This is a genomic window from Variovorax sp. PBL-E5, assembly GCF_901827185.1.
GTDB lineage: Bacteria > Pseudomonadota > Gammaproteobacteria > Burkholderiales > Burkholderiaceae_C > Variovorax.
Genome location: NZ_LR594671.1, coordinates 1,340,574 through 1,356,567, shown reverse-complemented (window position 1 = coordinate 1,356,567; position 15,994 = coordinate 1,340,574). Strand labels below are relative to the sequence as shown.

Here is a 15,994-nt window from a genome sequence, read left to right as displayed (position 1 = left end):
TTGACCGATGTCAAGGCCGCCGGCGCTGCAGCAGGCCATGATCGAACCCTCTCTTCTTGCTCTCGATGCATTCCGATGAAACCTCTCAGCACCGCCGATCGCGACCTTCTCGCGCAACGACTGCAGATCCTGAAGAGGCAGGCACTCGACGAACTGCGCAACGCCGGCCCCGACGTACAGGGCGGGCTCGAAGCCAATCAACCTGAAATTCGGACCTTCGCGGACGCAGCCGAAACGCAGCGCCTCGACGATGTGCGCTTCACGGAAATCCAGATCGACCGCGCCAGGCTTCACGACATCGAACAGGCGCAGCAGCGCCTCGCGCACGATCGCTACGGCATCTGCACCGATTGCAACGAGGAGATTCCACGCGATCGGCTGTTCGCCCAGCCCACCGCCATTCGCTGCGCTGCCTGCCAAGCCGCGTTGGAGAGGCAGCAGCATCGCTGATCCATCACGCGCCGGCGCAACAGGATGGTGGCGGTTCCTGTGGATGCCGGAGCGCGCGCGGCGATCCTTGCTTGCGCAACGACAAGTGCAGCATCCCATCGCTGCACTCCCTGCTCGAGGCAGCAACATCGATGGCGCATTCGAAAGCAAGGCAAAGGCTGTCTGGTTCGGCATTGCACTGCGTCGGCGTGCACATCGCGGGTCCACCGCGAATGGTGACCGGCACGACATGCACATGGATGTAAAGCTTGTTGCCTGCCAGTTCCACCTCGAAATCCTTGGGCGGAACATCGTCGAAATCAGCGATCACGTCATAGCTGACAGCGTCTTCCGTGATGCGCAGCATCGCGCACGGCACGCCGTCCAGCTGGACCCCGACCGGGCGGCGCGAGGAGGCACGATCGAAGCGTGTGCTGCTGTCTCATGACTGCTCCCGCAGGAGATCGGTGCAAATCGAGGGCGCGTCGCCAGGGGCGGCATGAGTCCGACCGGAGCTGAGGCATGTCGACCGGACATCGCCTGCTGCGACACGCTGCGATACGGAAGGTTCACGCAGCGTTTCCGATCGATGCACGGCATTGATGGTTCCGTCAATCGGCGCGCCTACATTGAGGCTGCGCATCGCCCCTGCTTCGTTCCCATGCAGAAACCGGAATGCGCATCGAGGAGACAGTGATGAACGCTTCGCATGCATCCGCCCACTACGAACTCTGCTTTCGCCCCCTGAGGGCCGGAGGTCGCGGCTACAGCTTTCCCTGCGACGTGCTGGGCCATGTCGACATGGATTCTCTCGGCGAGCGCGGGCGCATCGACTACCTTTACGCCCGCGCAGTCCGAGATCTGGAAGTCGCCAGACCCGACGTGCAACCTCGCCGGTTGAACTGAACATCGCCCGCGGCCGGGCGACGAGCCGATCTGCAAGTCGCCAAGCCACGATCGAAACCAGATGTCGGGTTCAATCAATCTTCAGGACACGGCTGGCGCTGCCCTCGCGCTTGGGCAGCGTGAGACGCAGCACGCCGTCCTCGAGCTTGGCGGCAGCGGCCTTCTCGTCGACATCGCTGGCCAGCGTGAAGCCGCGCGAAACGCTGCCGTGATAGGTTTCCTTCACCAGCGAACGCCCGTGCTTCTCTTCCTGGTCCTTCTTGGCACCGGGAATCTCGGCGCTCACGAGGTATTCCTTGTCGTTCTCGCTGACATCGACGCGGATATCGGCCGGCAGGCTGACGTCGTCCAGCAGTTGAAGGGGACGCGCCCAGCGGCGCATCATTTCGGGGAAAAGATTTTCGATTCGATCGAAACGGGTCAAAGCATTTATTTGGAGGGCTCCAGTGGGTTGAACATCGTTGCGAATCGAAATGCGCCAGCCGCATCGCGACAATCTCGAGTCTAGGAATCCCGCGGCTGCGCGCCTTGCGCTCGATCAAGGATGAGCCGGGTTGCGATGCTCACGAGAGACGGCAGGAACATCCACACGCTAGCCGTCGAGCGGCACACCGCCGCCGAACCTGCAGACCCACTGGTCCCACATCTCCTGCTGGATTGCACGCAGAGACTCCTGCCAAGCCATCGCCATATCGAGTTGGCTGCACTGAACCCGCATCAGGTTCTCCGCGAGCAGGGCTTGCCAGGCAAGCATGGATCGCCAGTAGCCGTCGCCGGGTTGCGACACGGGGAAAGCTGCACCGGTCATGAGCATCTCCTTATGAAATTCCGAGCCTTGCATGCGGCTCGCCTGCCCCCAGGCGGCGGGAGATCGTTCCAGGCGCGGCGCCCTCCGAGGCCAGACCCGCCGCGCGCGACGAGGCCGGCGCCAAGGCATCGCTCCCGGCGCGACCCCGCGCCTTGGGCAGCATCGCCATGATCCGCGTTCCCTTGCCCGGTGCGGAAGTGATCGTCAACCGCCCGCCGCAAGTTTCGACCCGATGGCGCATCCCCTGCAGGCCGTGATGCGACGAGTCCGCACCGGTCACATCGAAGCCGCTGCCGTTGTCGAGCACGGCCACCATGGCGTCCTGCTTGCAGTCGACCAGGACGATCTGCGCTTCGCTGGCGCAGGCGTACTTTCCGATATTGGTGAGGCACTCCTGCACCAGGCGGTAGATGGCAAGCTGTGTCGGCGCATCGAAGGCGACTTCCTCCAGCGTCACGGTCATTGCGATGCCGGCGCCGAGCCCGAAGTCGCGCGCCAGGATGTCCAATGCGGCCACCAGGCCGAGGTTCGCGAGGGCGGATGGACACAGGCCTTCGACAATCCTGCTCTTGAGTGCGATCCCGCTGTTGAGGGTGTCGGCGAGATGTTTCAGACGCCGGGCGATGTCGGGCGACAGGGAGCCCAGACGCGCGCCAAGACTCGCCACGTCCAGTTTGGCGGCGGTCAGGATCGCACCGAGCTCATCATGCAGTTCGCGCGCCAAGTGCGCGCGCTCCTGTTCGCGTGCACGTTGCAGATGGGCGGCGAGTTCCGCGAGGCGCACCGAGCGCTGACGATCTGGTTCGGAGCTGGGTGTCATACGGGTTCCTTTTGCATGGATCGACTCGCTGGTCTTTCTGCATGCTCTCGCGCCCGCGGAACGATGGATCTGATCCAGATCAATGAATACGTCCGAAACGGCTGGCAAAGGGCCGGCGGATGCCGCCTAAGGCCGAGACTTGACCCCGGTCAAGCCGGCGAGCCCTTTTTGCCCCTACGCTTGCCGCATCCACAACCCGGAAGGGCGGAGCGCCATGGACTCCATCAAATCCATCCTCGTGCATCTCGATGGCACGGCACGCGCACAGGGCCGCATGCGTCTTGCCCGTCAACTCGCGGACATTCATCAGGCCTCGTTGACCGCGCTGTTCGCGGTCGCGCCACGCTACCTGCCCCTGCTGCCGCTGGCAGGTGGCGTGCCGTCGGTACCCATGCCTGCGGAAATAAACCCCGACCATCGGGCCCGCGCGGTCGCCTCGTTCGAAATCGAGAACAAGGCCGGCGCCTCCGCAAGCCACTGGCTGGAACTGTCCGGCGAGCCCGTCGTCGAGACCTTCACGCGCCGTGCCCTGTGCTCCGATCTGCTGGTTCTCGGCCAGCGGGATCCGGCGGATGCAGATGGCTTCGACGTTCCCGGCGACCTCGCCGAGGCAGTCATCGTCGACAGCGGCAGGCCGGCCATCATCATTCCCTTCGCGGGTCAGGCCCTGGCCGCGCCGCAGACGGTGCTGGTGGCCTGGAAGGCTACGCGGGAATCAGCTCGTGCGCTCACTGCCGCCCTGCCTTTTCTTCGGCAAGCGCGGCAGGTCCACCTCGTGTGCGCCGATGGAAGCGGCGACGAGACGCAGGCGGTACCCGTCCAGGTTTCCGAGTGGCTTCGCCTGCACGGCATTTCGCACCCACACGAGCACCGCCAGATCAGGGATCGCCATGCCGGCGACGATCTGCTGTCGCTGGCGGCGGAGATCGGCGCCGATCTGATCGTCATGGGCTGCTATGGGCACAGCCGTATGCGCGAACTGGTGCTCGGAGGCGCGACGCTCACCGTCCTGGATTCGATGACGGTGCCGGTGCTGATGGCGCACTGACGGCTTTCGTCCCGGTGCTCCGAAGGCATTGTGGGCAGCCGGAGGGGCGATTACCATGCCCCGGTGACCGACCTTACCCACATTGCCGTCCTGGACGACGAGCACGACATCACGCTCCTGCTGGCCAACTACCTGGGCAGCCACGGCTATCGCGTCAGCCAGCTGCACTCGGGGCGGGCGCTGCTCGAATTGATGGGCAAGGACGCGCCGGTGCTCGTGCTCCTCGACCTCGGCCTCCCGGGCGAAGACGGTTTCGCGATCGCGCGCCAGCTGCGGGAGCACTGGCACTGCGGGCTCGTGATCGTGACCGGCCGTGGCGACCCGGTCGACAAGGTCGTCGGCCTCGAGGTCGGTGCCGACGACTATGTGACCAAGCCCTTCGACCTGCGCGAACTGCTTGCACGCATCAAGGCGGTGCTGCGACGCATCGCGCCGGCGACACCGGCCGTGCCTGTTTCGCGTCCTGCGCCGCGCCCGCTGCTGCAGTTCGCGGGCTGGGAACTCGACACGGCCGCGAGACGGCTGCTCAGGCCCGGCGGTGCCGAGGTGACGCTGACTTCGGGCGAGTTCGACCTCCTTCATGTCCTGAGCACCCATCCCGGCCGCGTGCTGTCGCGCGACTTCCTGCTCGAAAGCACGCGCGGACGCGAAAGCGGGCCCTTCGACCGGACCATCGACGTGCAGATCGGAAGATTGCGTCGCAAGCTCGAGACCGATCCGGAGCGTCCCCAGATCATCAAGTCGGTGCGCGGCGCCGGCTATCTCTTCGTTCCCGGCGTCGAGACGGCGTGATGACGCAAGGCCCCGTCATTCCGGGCTTCGACGACGGCACCGTTTTCCGCTCGCTGTTCGCTGCCTACCCCGATGCGCTGCTGCTGGTCGATCTCCATGGCGTGATCGTGCTGGCCAATCCGGCGGCGCTCGACCTGCTCGGCTACGAAGCCCGGGAACTGCTCGGACTCTCGGTCGACGTCCTCGTCCCCGATGCCATCCGGCCGCGCCATGCGGCCTACCGCAACGCGTATGCCGATCAGCCGCGCACACGCCCGATGGGCACGCAGATGGACCTGGTGGCAAAGCGCCGCGATGGCAGCGAGGTGATGGTCGAGATCGCGCTCAGTCCGCTCAACGACCATGGCCTGCCGTTCGTGGTGGCCGCGATTCGCAGTGTCGGCGCCTATCCCCGGGTCAAGCAGGCCCTGCAACGGGCGCGCTATGCCGAATGCCTGGCGCAGTTCGGGCGCCTCGCGGTGCAGGCGCCCCACACGCAGCGGCTGCTCGAACAGGTGCCGGTGACCGCGGCGGACGCGCTTCAGGTCGAAACGGCCAAGGTGCTCCTGCTGGAGCCGAGCGGCCTGGAGTTTCGGATCGCATCCGGGGTCGGCCTGCTGCCGGAGGAGACCATCGGGGATCGAATTCCGAACGAGCCGGACACCCCGTCAGGCTATGTCGTCGCGCAGGGCAAGCCGGTGCTGATCGGCGACTATTCACGGGACCAGCGATTCAAGATTCCGGCTCTCTACCTGCGGGCCGGGATGACGTGCGAGATCTCCGTGCCGCTGGCAGACCGCGGCCACGTGATCGGCATCCTGGCCGTGCGCTCGCGCACGGCCGGGCGATTCGGCGAGGACGAGGTCCGCTTTCTCGATTCGCTGTCGAGCCTGCTGGCCACTGTCCTGCAACGGGCGCAAAGCGAGGACGCCCTGAACCATGCGCAGCGGCTCGAAAGCGTCGGCCAGCTCACGGGCGGCATCGCCCATGACTTCAACAACCTGCTGACCGTGATCTCGGGCAATCTGCAGGTACTCGAAGAGACGCCCGCCTGCGCCGCCGACACATTCGCGCTGCAATTGATCAGTGCCGCCACGCGCGCGACGCGACGCGGCGCAGAACTCACGAGCAAGCTGCTTGCCTTCTCGCGGCGGCAGGTGCTCCAGCCGGTGGTGCTCGACGCCAGTGCCCTCCTCCATTCGCTGACCGACATGCTGCGTCGAACACTCGACCAGCGCATCACCATCACGCTCGACACGGACCAGGTGCTTTGCCTGGCCGATCCGGTCCAGCTGGAATCGGCTCTGCTCAACATTGCCATCAATTCGCGCGATGCCATGCCGCAAGGCGGCACGCTGGCCTTCGCATGCCATGCCGAGCGCGAGCTGCCGCCGGAGCTTGACGCCGAGATGGCGCAGGCTCCGGCCGCCGGTTATGTGGCGATCTCCATCGTGGACACTGGTAGCGGAATGCCGCAGGCGGTGAAGGATCGCGCCTTCGAACCTTTCTTCACGACCAAGGAGATCGGACGCGGCACCGGGTTGGGACTGTCCACGGTCTACGGCTTCGCACGGCAATCGCGTGGTGCCATCCGGCTCGACAGCGCGCCGGGCGAGGGCACGACCGTCACGCTCTACCTGCCGCGCATCGAGCCGGACGATGGGGGCCAGCATGGCAACGAGGACGTTGCCGGCGGCAGCGTGCCGCGAGGGCTGCGCGTGCTGCTGGTGGAGGACGATACCGAGGTACGCAGCGTCGTTCAGAGCTTTCTGGAATCGATGGGCTGCGAGGTGCTGCCGTGCGGCGATGCCCAACAGGCGCTCATCGCCCTCGCATCCGACTCGGGTGTCGGACTGTTGCTGACCGATATCGCGCTCGGCGTTGGTATGCAGGGGACCGAGCTGGCCGACGAAGCACGCAAGAGGCGACCCGGCCTGGCCGTGCTGCTGATGTCGGGATTCTCGGTCGAACTGCTCGAAACGCCGCCCGGTTGGGAGTTGCTGCGCAAGCCCTTTGCCCGGGACGAACTGGAACGCGCGATGACAAGGGCATTGCTCACCGCTCAATGAACAGGCGCGGCGCCCATCGGCGCCGCCGGGCCAGACGCCACACGGCCCAACCCGCGGGCAGCGCGGCGGCCAGTGCCCATGCAGCCGGCACGGCAGGCAGGCCGAATACCGACCCGATGGCGGGCACGCCCAGCAGCAGCACCCAGACGATGCAGACACCTGCCAGCAGGACCATGAAGGCCGGATTGGCCCGCTCCTGACCGCCGCGGATGCCGCGGAACCACAGCAGGAGCAGCATGTTGCCCAGCACGATCGAGCCCAGACTCGCCAGCCGCAGCACGTCCGGTGCGGCATCGTGCAGGCGGCAGAACCATTGAACGAGCACAACGCCTGCAAAGGCCAGGCTGCCGAGAGCCAGCGCGCGAACCGCGGCTGCCGGCGAAAACAGCCTTTCGTCGCTTCGCCGCGGCGGCACGCGCATGCTGTCGTCCGGTGCGGGCTCCGCTTCGAACACCAGCGAACACGCGGGGTCGATCAGGAGTTCGAGCAGTACGACGTGAAGCGGCAGCAGCAGGACCGGCCCTCCCAGCACGACCGGGATCAGCGCGACACCGACGATTGGCACATGGACCGCAAACAGATACCCCAGGGCCTTGCGCAGATTGAGAAAGATGCGTCGTCCCGCGCGCACTGCATCGACCAGCGAGGCAAAGTTGTCGTCCATCAGCACCAGGGCGGCGGCCTCGCGCGCGACATCGGTACCGCGCTGCCCCATCGCAACACCGATATCGGCGGCCCGAAGGGCAGGCGCATCGTTGACGCCGTCTCCCGTCATGGCCACGATCTCGTCCTGCGCCTGGAGGGCGTGGACGATGCGCAGCTTCTGCGCTGCGTCGACTCGGGCGAAGACCCTGAGCGCACCGATGCATCGCGACAATTCGAAATCGTTCATCGCCGCGATCTGGGCGCCGGTCATGACGGGAACGGTGTCTGTCTCGATCAGGCCTGCGTCGCGGGCGATGGCCTGCGCAGTGAGCGCCGAGTCGCCCGTGATCATCACCACCCGCACGCCCGCTCGCCGGCAGTCCTCGATCGCCCGCGGCACCTCGTCGCGCAGCGGATCCAGGAAACCCAGCAAACCCAGGGGTGAGAGCCGCAGGCCCTGCGGCAGCGATCCATCGGAACCTGACGCGGCTGTGCGGCTCTCGGCCACCGCCAGAACGCGCAGTCCCTCCGCGCTCCAGCTGTGCGCGGCCTCGGCGAGTTGGTGCAATTCAGCGGCCTCCGCGTCGCACAACGCCAGCACGGCCTCGGGCGCACCCTTGACCACGACGACGTGCTCCGCCCCCTCCGCGCGGCGCCACCAGTTGACGACGTAGGGTTGGCGGTCGCGCACGCCCTGCCGCTGGCCCAAAAGCCAGTCCTTTGGCAAGTCGAGACCCGCGGCCGCGCCGGCCCGGAAGATCGCCTGATCCATCGGTTCGACGCCAACGGCCGTACTGGCGCGCATCGCGCCGACGAGCAAGCGATGGAAGTGCGGCGGCACGACATCCCGCAGATCGAGTCGGCCGCCCTGCCTGCCATCGTGCAGCGCGGCAAGGGTCATCCGATTGCGCGTCAAGGTACCCGTCTTGTCCACGCACAGGACGGTGGCGGTACCCAGCGCCTCGATGGCCTGCGGCTGGCGCGTCAGAACCTGCGACTTCCCCAGCCGCCAGGCGCCGAGTGCGAGCATCACGCTCCAGACGACGGCGAATTCTTCCGGGATCAGCGACATAGCGAGCGTCAGCCCCACGAGCAGGCCGGCAGACCACGAACCCTCGCGCAGCGCGAAGACCGTTGCCGCGACGCCGCAGGTGAGCAGGGAGAGCAGCGCGACTCGCCGAACCAGAACCTTGAGTTCGCCCTGCAGCCGGCTCTGACGCGGTGCGATCCGGGTGATCGAGCCGCCAATGCGCCCCAGGGCCGTGTTCGCGCCTGTGGCGGTCACGACGGCAACGCCGTCTCCCCGGACCACCAGGCTTCCTGCATGGAGCAATGCAGCCTCGGCCGTGCCCCCAGCATGCTTGCCCACTGGCATCGATTCGCCCGTCAATTGCGATTCATCGACCTGTATCGCGGCGGCCTCGACGAGGCGCGCGTCGGCCGCCAGCCGATCGCCCTCGTTGACGACGAGACGATCGCCACACACCAGTTCGGCGCTGACAACGCGGCGCGAGACGCCTTCCCGCACGACAGTACAGCGCGGACTGGAGAGATCCCTCAACGCGTGCATCACACGCTCGGTGCGTTGTTCCTGGTAGATCGACAAGCCGCCGACCACCAGCACGGACACCAGCAGCACGGCGGCATCGCCCAGGCTGCCGAGCACCGCATAGAGCGCCGCGGTCGCCAGCAGCAGCAGGAACATCGGCTGTGTCAGCGCGGTCCATGCGATGCGCGGCACCCCCTTGCGCTCGGTCGAAGGCAGGACGTTAGGCCCGTCCCGGCGCAGTCGCGCCAGGGCTTCGTTCTCGTCCAGGCCCTGCGCACTGCTGTCGAGCGGATGTGTCATGGACGCCAGGATTGCGACATGGGCATGGGCATGGGCAGGCACCCTCAGAGTTCGCGCGAATCCCGATAGTCCGGCACCGTGCAGGGCCACGGATGGCGCTCCTCGATGGCCAGCCGCAAGGCGTCGGCCGCCACCGGCTCCCCGTGCGTGACGAATACCCGGCGCGGCGCCGGCTGCGCGCCGATCCAGGCCAGCAACTGTTCGCGGTCCGCATGCGCCGACAGCGTATCGAGGTGGGCCACCTCGGCGCGAAGGGGCACATAGGCACCATGGATCTTGACCGCTTCGGCGCCGTCCAGCATCGCCGCGCCGCGGGTGCCGGCGGCCTGGAAGCCCGTGAACAGGATCGTATTCCTGGCATCCGGCGCATAGGCCTTGAGGTGATGGAGCACGCGCCCGCCGGTGGCCATGCCGCTGGCGGACACGATGATCGACGGACCCGTCAGCGCGTTGAGGCGCTTCGACTCCTCGATGGTGTTGACGATGGTGACTTCCTGACTCAGAGCAGCGCATTGCTCTTCGGTCAGGCGATGTTCGTCGAGGTGGCTGCGCAGGAGCCGGGTTACATCGGCGGCCATCGGGCTGTTCAGATAGACCGGCATCTCCGGAATGCGACGCGCCTGCTTGAGCAGCCGGATGCAATGCAGAAGCGTCTGCGCGCGTCCGACGGCGAACGCCGGCACCACCAGCACGCCATTGCGCGCGGCAGTGCGGTTGATGATCTCGGCAAGCGCGCCGAGCGTATCGGCCTCGCGATGCCGCCGGTTGCCGTAGGTGGACTCCACCACCACGTAGTCCGCAGGTGCGGGCGCTTCCGGCGGGCGCATCATCAAGTCGTCGTTGCGGCCAAGGTCCCCCGAGAAAAGAATGCTGCCGCCACCCCAATCGATGCGGGGACTGCAGGCGCCGAGAATATGGCCCGCGCGACCGAGACGCCATGACCAACCGGGCCAGATCGAGATCTCCTTTTCGAAGGGAACGGTCTCGAAGCGCTTCAATGCAATGCGAGCCTCCTCCTCGGTATAGAGCGGGAGTGCCGGCTTGTGCTTCGAGTGTCCGTGACGGTTCGCAAAATCGGCCTCCTCCTCCTGCAGCCGGCCGGAATCAGGCAGCAGCAGCCTGCACAGGTCGCGCGTGGCAGACGTGCAGTACACCCTTCCCTCGAAGCCGAGCTTGACGAGGCGCGGCACATAGCCGCTGTGGTCCATGTGGGCATGGGTCAGCAGCACGGCGTCGATGCGTGCGGCATCGACGGGGAGCGGCTCCCAATTGCGCAGGCGATGCTGCTTCAGACCCTGGAAAAGTCCGCAGTCGACCAGCAGCCGCCGGCCATCGTGCTCCAGCAAATACTTGGACCCGGTGACGGTACCGGTGGCGCCGAGGAATTGGATGCGCATCGCTGTTCTCCTTGTCGGATGAAGCGTGGCACCGGCGCGCGGCGGCACCTTGACCTCCATCAAGGCAGCCGTTTGCGGAGGCCCGCTCGAGCATCCGTCGCCTCGATCGCTTGGGGCGCCTGCGCAGGTCGCCCGTGTGCATGAAAGCTTGATGCGCGTCAAAGCCCGCGACCCGGGGACAGCGCACGATTCATTGATCAGAGGAAAAAATCACATGAACGCGGATCATCGAATCGCCGTCCGGAGATCGCACCGCGGCGCCGTCCTGCGCATCGTCGTCGCGTCGCTGGCCACCGCGCTCACGCTGCTTTGGCTCGGACTGCGAGCGCTGGTGATATGGGTCACGCAGGACTGAAAGCGATCGAAGGAGGTGCCGAATGCCCATGGAACTGCTGCACAGGCTTGCGAACGCGAGACTTCCCTCACCGATCGCGAGCCGCGACGAGATCGAAAAACTCCGAAGGCTCGATGCAGCCGGGCACGTCAAGGCACTGATTCCCGCGCCCCACTTCGATTGCGACGACTGCCTGCGCCAGGATTCCGCCACGGTTTTCGAGATCACACCGCGCGGACTCAGGGCATTGAACCGCAAATGGCTGACGCCCACCGGAGATGAGCCGCATTGCGATACCGTGCGCCGGGTTCCATGGCCCGGCGCCAAGCCAGCGCGCCGCAGTCTGTACGAATGAGCATCTTCGAGAGCACGGATGCCAGATGCGCGCCACGCTGTGCCAGGCCGATCGGACAAATGCCGGCGCCCTGATCCAGCGCAAGTCGCATCGAATGCCGATCACTACAGTCGAAGCATCCCTCCCGGCGGGTCGGCCGACCGACCGACCGACCCGCCCCAGTCCATCACGCAGGAGTTGACATGACGATCACCAAGACGGGGATTCTTCAGGTGCTGGCGTTCGTGCTGGCCACCGCGGGAGCGACCGCAGTGCTCGTGGTCGCCGGAATGGCCGAATCGGTCGAAGTGGCCGCCCCCGCGTGCCAGTCCTGTACGCCTCACGGGACGAAGTAGGTTCGGACCTGCACTTCCATGACGGTCATCAGTTTCCCGGTAGGGCTGTCGATATGGGGTCAGACCTTCTACAGCTTCATCCTGGAGAACCTCGAAAAGTTCGGCGCGCTCAAGGCGATCGGAGCCAAGCGACGCGAGCTTGTCTACATGATCCTCTTCACGGCCACCTTCACCGCATTGACAGGCTTCGGCCTGGGCACCGGCCTCGTGACGTTGACGATCACCATCGCGCGCGCCGAGTTGTCCGGCTACGCCGCCATCGTGATGTTCTGGAACCCGAGCCTGGCCTTCGCCATGGTCCTGGTCATCGCCGCGATCTCGAGCTGGTCCGGCGTGCGCCGGGTGTTGACGATCGAGCCCTTCGACATCTTCAGAGGCTGAGACGTCGCCATGGCAGACCTGCCTCGCGCCGCGGGCAACGCAGCAGGCTCTGCGACGCGACGTTTCACCCAGGGCTTCAGCCGATTACTTCGTCGCCAGCATGAGACAGTCGCGATCGGTGGTCGCCTGCCAATTTTGAGGATCGCACCCCAAAGAGCATCCTCGAGATGAGGTTCACGGGTCTTCCGCACGAGGCGCATGGCTTCCAGGTGGTTGGAGGATTGTTCCACTTTGGCACGCTTGATGCCGTTGCAGGTGAGGCATCCATCCGTTGCTTACTGTGCAGCGACATACAACGCACCATCGTCTTCGAGCGCCTGGTAGAAGGCCGTCAATGCCGTCCGCACGCGAGCCCTGCTGTCGGGGAGATTACGCCGGGCATCGAAGACGGCGATGACCGCGTTCAACACCGGCAGATATCCACGCTGGCCGTCGCGCCGCTGTCCGAGGCGGCTGCCGAAGCCGCGCGCGGGCTCGGCTATCCAGTGGCACTCAAGGTCCTGTCGCGCGACATCACCCACAAGTCGGACGTGAGTGACGCGCGGCTCGGGCTCGACAATGAAGTTGCGCTGACCCGTGCCGCGCGCGAGATGCTCGATGCGGTGCGAACCGCCAGGCCGCTGGCACGAATCGACGGCTTCACCGTGCAGCCCACGGTGCACCGGCCCCATGCGCAGGAACTCATTGTCGGCGCCGGCATCGACATCGTGTTCGGCCCGGCGATCCTTTGCGGCCAGGGCGGCACCGCGGTCGAGGTGGTCGACGAGAACGGTGCGCACGCACGCGAATGGCCGGCGCCGAACGCTTTACCATCCTGCCCTACCCCGCGCACTACATGGCCTTCATTGCCGAGGCGACCGATGCGCAGGGCCAGGCCGAGACGCCGGGCGTGGCGCGCACGGTGAGCGACCCCGACAACGTGGAAGCCGAGTTTGCGATCATCGTGCGCTCCGACCTCAAGGGCCGGGGGCTGGGCCGGCTGCTGTTCGAATGCCTGATCGAGCACGCACGCAGCCGCGGCATCCAACGGCTGATCGGCTTCGTGCTGCGCGAGAACCGCCGCATGCTGAAACTCTCGACCGGGATGGGCCTCAAGGCCGATCCGACAGAGCCACCCGCGTCGGGCCTGCGGCGGATGGTCCTGGAACTGCGGGCGTCAACGAGGCCGTCGTGTTCGTCGGTGTGAAGCCGGGGAAGCAGTCCATTGCAGCCGGGGCGGTCTGTGCATCGAGTGTTGCAGCACAGAACATCGCGGTGCTCATCACGTCTGCATATTTGGGCGGCGGAGGACAAGTCCATCTTGGCATCGTCTAAGCTTGAGGCATGCCCCGCCACTCGGAACGTCACCGCAATCATCGGATCGGCTGGCTGCGCGCCGCAGTGCTCGGCGCCAACGATGGCATCGTTTCGACGGCCAGTCTCGTCGTCGGCGTCGCGGCGGCCGGTGCGAGCCATGCGACTGTCGTGATAACCGGTGTTGCAGGTCTCGTGGCCGGCGCCATGTCGATGGCCGCGGGCGAATATGTTTCGGTCTATTCGCAGACCGATACCGAACGAGCGGACCTGGCCCGCGAGCGCACGGAACTCGATACGGACCCTGCCGCGGAGCAGCGCGAATTGACCGCCATCTACGTCAAGCGAGGCCTCGAGCCTGCTCTGGCGCGGCAAGTGGCTGTCGAGCTGATGAACCACGACGCCCTCGGTGCCCATGCACGTGACGAGCTCGGGATCTCCCCGGATCTCGGGGCGAATCCCGTGCAGGCCGCCCTGGCCTCGGCCGCCAGCTTCGCGGTGGGCGCCGCGTTGCCGCTGGTCATCGCGATGCTGGCACCCGAACGTGGTCTGATGGTCTGGGCCGCGGGCACTTCGATGGCCTTCCTCGCAGTGCTGGGCGCCCTCGCCGCCCGTGCGGGCGGAGCAGGTGTTCTCGTGGGTGCCTGGCGAGTTGCTTTTTGGGGCGCGCTTGCAATGGGCGCTACCGCGGGGGTCGGCCACCTGTTCGGTGCACCCGTTGGATGACTCGGTTCGCTGGTCTCGAACCGGCCCAGCGCGGCAACATGGAAGCGAGAACGCCGTCCTTGAGGACGATGTGATGGTAGATGCCGGCGAGCGCGTGAAATCCCGCGAGCCACAGGATCGCATCGCCGAGCCAGGTGTGGATCTTGGCGATGGTCGCGCCCGCACTGTGCGAAACCGCGAGCGGTGACGGAACGTCCAGGCCCGGGAGAAATGTCAGGGGATGGCCTTCGAGCCAGGCGCCGGCGATTGCAGTGAGCGGGAGCGCGAAAAGGAGCAGGTACAGCGCCCCCTGAACGGCCTTCGCGACGACGCCCATCCAGCGCGGACCTTGTGGAAGTTCCGGGCGGGAGTCGACCATGCGCCACAGCACGCGCAGCACGGCCAGCGTCAGCACGCACAGTCCGAGAGTCTCATGGAGTCGCCGGTCAAAATCGCCGGCCGCAGCGTACACGCGCTGCTCGGATCCCCCGGGCCCGTAGATGAACGCAACCAGGACGAGGATCGCCGTGGCCCAATGAAGCGCCTGCGCGACGGTTCCGTACCGTGCATACGACCGATGGTCCATTTCGTCTTCCTTCACTGTTGCGAGGGCCGGTGCAGCCCCCCACCCGCGAAGTCCGCGAGGCAACGCGGCCCGAATCCCTGCAGAGCGACGAAGACGCCCACCACCAGCACCGCAAGCAGCAAACCGGCGAGGATGTCCCGAGGGAAGTGGACCCCGACGTAGATTCGCGCCCACCCGGTGAGGGTCGCCAGCAGCAGCAGGGGAACGCCCATGTTTCGCAGCCCTGCTCTCAGAAGGAAAGCCAGCGCGATCGTGAACATGACAGTCGCGTGCGTGCTGGGCAGCGATCCGCGCCCGCTGTGCACGATGTAGGCGGGCGCCAGATCGAGCATGAAGGGCCGCGGCAGATGGAGGTAGGACGCCAATCCGTGCGAGAGCAGCGAAGCCACTCCCGCCGCCACCATCAGGCCGAGGATGTAGGCGCGTTCCTCGGGCCGACGCCATGCGGCCCAGCCGACGATGGCCGCACAGAACCAGCCGCCCCATAAGGCAAACACACACCCGACAAGCAAGACCCACGGCGTGGGCTCGTCGCCCGCGGCCATCCATTGCTCCAGCGCTATGTTCAGCGTGCTCATGGCAACGTCCTTGCAATGAACGCGACCGGGCGGACCGATGGGCGAGGCGGCTTCGAGATGCGACCCAGCCGGCGGAGATGTAAGCGCTTCCGAATTGAGTTCAAGATATGACCTTTCGACACCAACGAGAAAGCCCTTTGCGCGCGCGCAAAGGGCGCTCGACGTCCAGCGACGTCGTTCGTCAGGTCGACCGGGGAGGCGCGGTCTTCGGCGGGTGGCTCAGCCAGAGCGCAGTGGGCGGCGGGGCGCCGCTGGTGTGAGGCACGATCTCGCGCAGGATGCGCTGCGCCGGCTCTACCGGCTGAACCAGCGCCACCCTGAATGGAAGCAGCGACAGCACCAGCGCCATCAGCGCAGCCAGGCCGTGCTGGAATGCGTCCGGTACATCGGTATGGGCGCTGGCGGGGACGTACAACGTTGTTTCGAATTCATTCTTGTGATCGCTGCGATCGTCCGGCTCGAACAATGCCATGGCGCTCACATTGCGAACGCAAAACTTGGCCTCGTCCTCCCAGCCGTCCTGACGAAAATGCGTGAAGAGGAACGGCTGCAGTGCAGCCAGAACAATGCCCGCAAGGCACCACCACGCACCATGCGTCGCAACGAGATGACGAACCCGCCGGGTCAACATCGCGCAAGTTTATTCGCCCGTGGGCGCCGAAGCCTGAACGTGCCAGTCAGGTTG

20 protein-coding genes and 1 pseudogene are annotated in these 15,994 nt (G+C 66.1%); 12 read left to right on the top strand and 9 right to left on the bottom strand.

Going from position 1 to position 15,994, the window contains the following annotated elements:
* Nucleotides 1–450, top strand: a complete 450-nt coding sequence (locus WDLP6_RS06640) for a TraR/DksA family transcriptional regulator (protein WP_232076973.1) — start codon at nt 1–3, stop codon at nt 448–450.
* 4 nt (nt 451–454) lie between these two features.
* Here WDLP6_RS06640 and WDLP6_RS06635 read toward each other — a convergent pair whose 3' ends face one another.
* Nucleotides 455–796: an Hsp20/alpha crystallin family protein gene (locus WDLP6_RS06635; protein WP_162591698.1), complete on the bottom strand. Its 342-nt coding sequence runs from the start codon at nt 794–796 to the stop codon at nt 455–457.
* Between the two features lie 329 nt (nt 797–1,125).
* Here WDLP6_RS06635 and WDLP6_RS06630 point away from each other — a divergent pair, with 329 nt between their 5' ends.
* The gene (locus tag WDLP6_RS06630) at nt 1,126–1,335 is read left to right on the top strand and encodes a hypothetical protein (RefSeq protein WP_162591697.1); all 210 of its coding nucleotides are present in this window, start codon (nt 1,126–1,128) and stop codon (nt 1,333–1,335) included.
* A gap of 70 nt (nt 1,336–1,405) precedes the next feature.
* On the opposite strand, the gene WDLP6_RS06625 is transcribed toward WDLP6_RS06630, so the two are convergent.
* The 3 genes from WDLP6_RS06625 to WDLP6_RS06615 all read right to left on the bottom strand — a co-directional run bounded on the left by WDLP6_RS06625 (nt 1,406) and on the right by WDLP6_RS06615 (nt 2,963).
* Nucleotides 1,406–1,720, bottom strand: coding sequence for an Hsp20/alpha crystallin family protein (locus WDLP6_RS06625; RefSeq protein WP_162591696.1), 315 nt, complete (start codon nt 1,718–1,720; stop codon nt 1,406–1,408).
* Nucleotides 1,721–1,927: 207 nt separating this feature from the next.
* Complete coding sequence (locus WDLP6_RS06620) at nt 1,928–2,143, bottom strand: hypothetical protein (protein ID WP_232076972.1); 216 nt, start codon at nt 2,141–2,143, stop codon at nt 1,928–1,930.
* Nucleotides 2,144–2,153: 10 nt separating this feature from the next.
* Nucleotides 2,154–2,963: a sensor histidine kinase gene (locus tag WDLP6_RS06615; protein WP_162591695.1), complete on the bottom strand. Its 810-nt coding sequence runs from the start codon at nt 2,961–2,963 to the stop codon at nt 2,154–2,156.
* A gap of 214 nt (nt 2,964–3,177) precedes the next feature.
* On the opposite strand from WDLP6_RS06615, the gene WDLP6_RS06610 reads away from it, so the two are divergent.
* The 3 genes from WDLP6_RS06610 to WDLP6_RS06600 all read left to right on the top strand — a co-directional run bounded on the left by WDLP6_RS06610 (nt 3,178) and on the right by WDLP6_RS06600 (nt 6,851).
* Entirely contained in the window at nt 3,178–4,011 is an 834-nt protein-coding gene (locus tag WDLP6_RS06610; RefSeq protein ID WP_162591694.1) for a universal stress protein, read from the top strand.
* Between the two features lie 63 nt (nt 4,012–4,074).
* Nucleotides 4,075–4,803, top strand: coding sequence for a winged helix-turn-helix domain-containing protein (locus WDLP6_RS06605; protein WP_162591693.1), 729 nt, complete (start codon nt 4,075–4,077; stop codon nt 4,801–4,803).
* On the top strand, nt 4,803–6,851 hold the full coding sequence (locus tag WDLP6_RS06600; protein WP_162591692.1) for a PAS domain S-box protein: 2,049 nt from the start codon (nt 4,803–4,805) through the stop codon (nt 6,849–6,851). Before WDLP6_RS06605 ends, WDLP6_RS06600 begins: the two co-directional genes overlap by 1 nt.
* Here the strand turns inward: WDLP6_RS06600 and WDLP6_RS06595 are convergent.
* Together WDLP6_RS06595 and WDLP6_RS06590 are read right to left on the bottom strand one after the other, a co-directional pair.
* Nucleotides 6,838–9,345 (bottom strand): cation-translocating P-type ATPase, encoded by a 2,508-nt coding sequence (locus tag WDLP6_RS06595; RefSeq protein ID WP_162591691.1) that lies wholly within the window; start codon nt 9,343–9,345, stop codon nt 6,838–6,840. The genes WDLP6_RS06600 and WDLP6_RS06595 overlap by 14 nt on opposite strands.
* Before the next feature lie 44 nt (nt 9,346–9,389).
* Nucleotides 9,390–10,742: an MBL fold metallo-hydrolase RNA specificity domain-containing protein gene (locus WDLP6_RS06590; protein ID WP_162591690.1), complete on the bottom strand. Its 1,353-nt coding sequence runs from the start codon at nt 10,740–10,742 to the stop codon at nt 9,390–9,392.
* Nucleotides 10,743–10,956: 214 nt separating this feature from the next.
* Here WDLP6_RS06590 and WDLP6_RS06585 point away from each other — a divergent pair, with 214 nt between their 5' ends.
* The 7 genes and pseudogenes from WDLP6_RS06585 (at nt 10,957) to WDLP6_RS06560 (ending at nt 14,166) form a co-directional block, all read left to right on the top strand.
* Nucleotides 10,957–11,097 carry a hypothetical protein gene (locus WDLP6_RS06585; protein ID WP_162591689.1) on the top strand — a complete coding sequence of 47 codons (141 nt, stop codon included), beginning with the start codon at nt 10,957–10,959 and terminating at the stop codon, nt 11,095–11,097.
* A gap of 22 nt (nt 11,098–11,119) precedes the next feature.
* Nucleotides 11,120–11,431 (top strand): hypothetical protein, encoded by a 312-nt coding sequence (locus tag WDLP6_RS06580; RefSeq protein ID WP_162591688.1) that lies wholly within the window; start codon nt 11,120–11,122, stop codon nt 11,429–11,431.
* A gap of 182 nt (nt 11,432–11,613) precedes the next feature.
* Nucleotides 11,614–11,766: a hypothetical protein gene (locus tag WDLP6_RS06575; RefSeq protein ID WP_162567068.1), complete on the top strand. Its 153-nt coding sequence runs from the start codon at nt 11,614–11,616 to the stop codon at nt 11,764–11,766.
* A gap of 18 nt (nt 11,767–11,784) precedes the next feature.
* Nucleotides 11,785–12,147, top strand: a pseudogene (locus WDLP6_RS06570) (FtsX-like permease family protein); the annotation flags it as partial.
* Between the two features lie 167 nt (nt 12,148–12,314).
* Nucleotides 12,315–13,052 (top strand): acetate--CoA ligase family protein, encoded by a 738-nt coding sequence (locus WDLP6_RS35485; protein WP_443083399.1) that lies wholly within the window; start codon nt 12,315–12,317, stop codon nt 13,050–13,052.
* Complete coding sequence (locus tag WDLP6_RS35480; RefSeq protein ID WP_443083398.1) at nt 12,935–13,333, top strand: GNAT family N-acetyltransferase; 399 nt, start codon at nt 12,935–12,937, stop codon at nt 13,331–13,333. Before WDLP6_RS35485 ends, WDLP6_RS35480 begins: the two co-directional genes overlap by 118 nt.
* Nucleotides 13,334–13,470: 137 nt before the next feature.
* Entirely contained in the window at nt 13,471–14,166 is a 696-nt protein-coding gene (locus WDLP6_RS06560) for a VIT1/CCC1 transporter family protein (RefSeq protein WP_162591687.1), read from the top strand.
* Here WDLP6_RS06560 and WDLP6_RS06555 read toward each other — a convergent pair.
* The 3 genes from WDLP6_RS06555 to WDLP6_RS06545 all read right to left on the bottom strand — a co-directional run bounded on the left by WDLP6_RS06555 (nt 14,123) and on the right by WDLP6_RS06545 (nt 15,940).
* Nucleotides 14,123–14,731: a cytochrome b gene (locus WDLP6_RS06555; protein WP_162594982.1), complete on the bottom strand. Its 609-nt coding sequence runs from the start codon at nt 14,729–14,731 to the stop codon at nt 14,123–14,125. The two genes, WDLP6_RS06560 and WDLP6_RS06555, sit on opposite strands and share 44 nt — an antisense overlap.
* A gap of 11 nt (nt 14,732–14,742) precedes the next feature.
* Complete coding sequence (locus tag WDLP6_RS06550) at nt 14,743–15,309, bottom strand: phosphatase PAP2 family protein (protein WP_162591686.1); 567 nt, start codon at nt 15,307–15,309, stop codon at nt 14,743–14,745.
* A 181-nt stretch (nt 15,310–15,490) separates the two neighbouring features.
* Entirely contained in the window at nt 15,491–15,940 is a 450-nt protein-coding gene (locus WDLP6_RS06545) for a hypothetical protein (RefSeq protein WP_162591685.1), read from the bottom strand.
* Nucleotides 15,941–15,994: the final 54 nt, after the last annotated feature.

Coding starts and splice junctions, on each gene's coding strand:
- WDLP6_RS06550 (WP_162591686.1), bottom strand. CDS start 15,309: ATGAGCACGCTGAACATAGCGCTGGAGCAATGGATGGCCGCGGGCGAC.
- WDLP6_RS06625 (WP_162591696.1), bottom strand. CDS start 1,720: ATGATGCGCCGCTGGGCGCGTCCCCTTCAACTGCTGGACGACGTCAGC.
- WDLP6_RS06630 (WP_162591697.1), top strand. CDS start 1,126: ATGAACGCTTCGCATGCATCCGCCCACTACGAACTCTGCTTTCGCCCC.
- WDLP6_RS06635 (WP_162591698.1), bottom strand. CDS start 796: ATGCTGCGCATCACGGAAGACGCTGTCAGCTATGACGTGATCGCTGAT.
- WDLP6_RS06615 (WP_162591695.1), bottom strand. CDS start 2,963: ATGACACCCAGCTCCGAACCAGATCGTCAGCGCTCGGTGCGCCTCGCG.
- WDLP6_RS06610 (WP_162591694.1), top strand. CDS start 3,178: ATGGACTCCATCAAATCCATCCTCGTGCATCTCGATGGCACGGCACGC.
- WDLP6_RS06590 (WP_162591690.1), bottom strand. CDS start 10,742: ATGCGCATCCAATTCCTCGGCGCCACCGGTACCGTCACCGGGTCCAAG.
- WDLP6_RS06600 (WP_162591692.1), top strand. CDS start 4,803: ATGACGCAAGGCCCCGTCATTCCGGGCTTCGACGACGGCACCGTTTTC.
- WDLP6_RS06545 (WP_162591685.1), bottom strand. CDS start 15,940: ATGTTGACCCGGCGGGTTCGTCATCTCGTTGCGACGCATGGTGCGTGG.
- WDLP6_RS06620 (WP_232076972.1), bottom strand. CDS start 2,143: ATGACCGGTGCAGCTTTCCCCGTGTCGCAACCCGGCGACGGCTACTGG.
- WDLP6_RS35480 (WP_443083398.1), top strand. CDS start 12,935: ATGGCCGGCGCCGAACGCTTTACCATCCTGCCCTACCCCGCGCACTAC.
- WDLP6_RS35485 (WP_443083399.1), top strand. CDS start 12,315: ATGAGGTTCACGGGTCTTCCGCACGAGGCGCATGGCTTCCAGGTGGTT.
- WDLP6_RS06555 (WP_162594982.1), bottom strand. CDS start 14,731: ATGGACCATCGGTCGTATGCACGGTACGGAACCGTCGCGCAGGCGCTT.
- WDLP6_RS06560 (WP_162591687.1), top strand. CDS start 13,471: ATGCCCCGCCACTCGGAACGTCACCGCAATCATCGGATCGGCTGGCTG.
- WDLP6_RS06595 (WP_162591691.1), bottom strand. CDS start 9,345: ATGACACATCCGCTCGACAGCAGTGCGCAGGGCCTGGACGAGAACGAA.
- WDLP6_RS06575 (WP_162567068.1), top strand. CDS start 11,614: ATGACGATCACCAAGACGGGGATTCTTCAGGTGCTGGCGTTCGTGCTG.
- WDLP6_RS06580 (WP_162591688.1), top strand. CDS start 11,120: ATGCCCATGGAACTGCTGCACAGGCTTGCGAACGCGAGACTTCCCTCA.
- WDLP6_RS06585 (WP_162591689.1), top strand. CDS start 10,957: ATGAACGCGGATCATCGAATCGCCGTCCGGAGATCGCACCGCGGCGCC.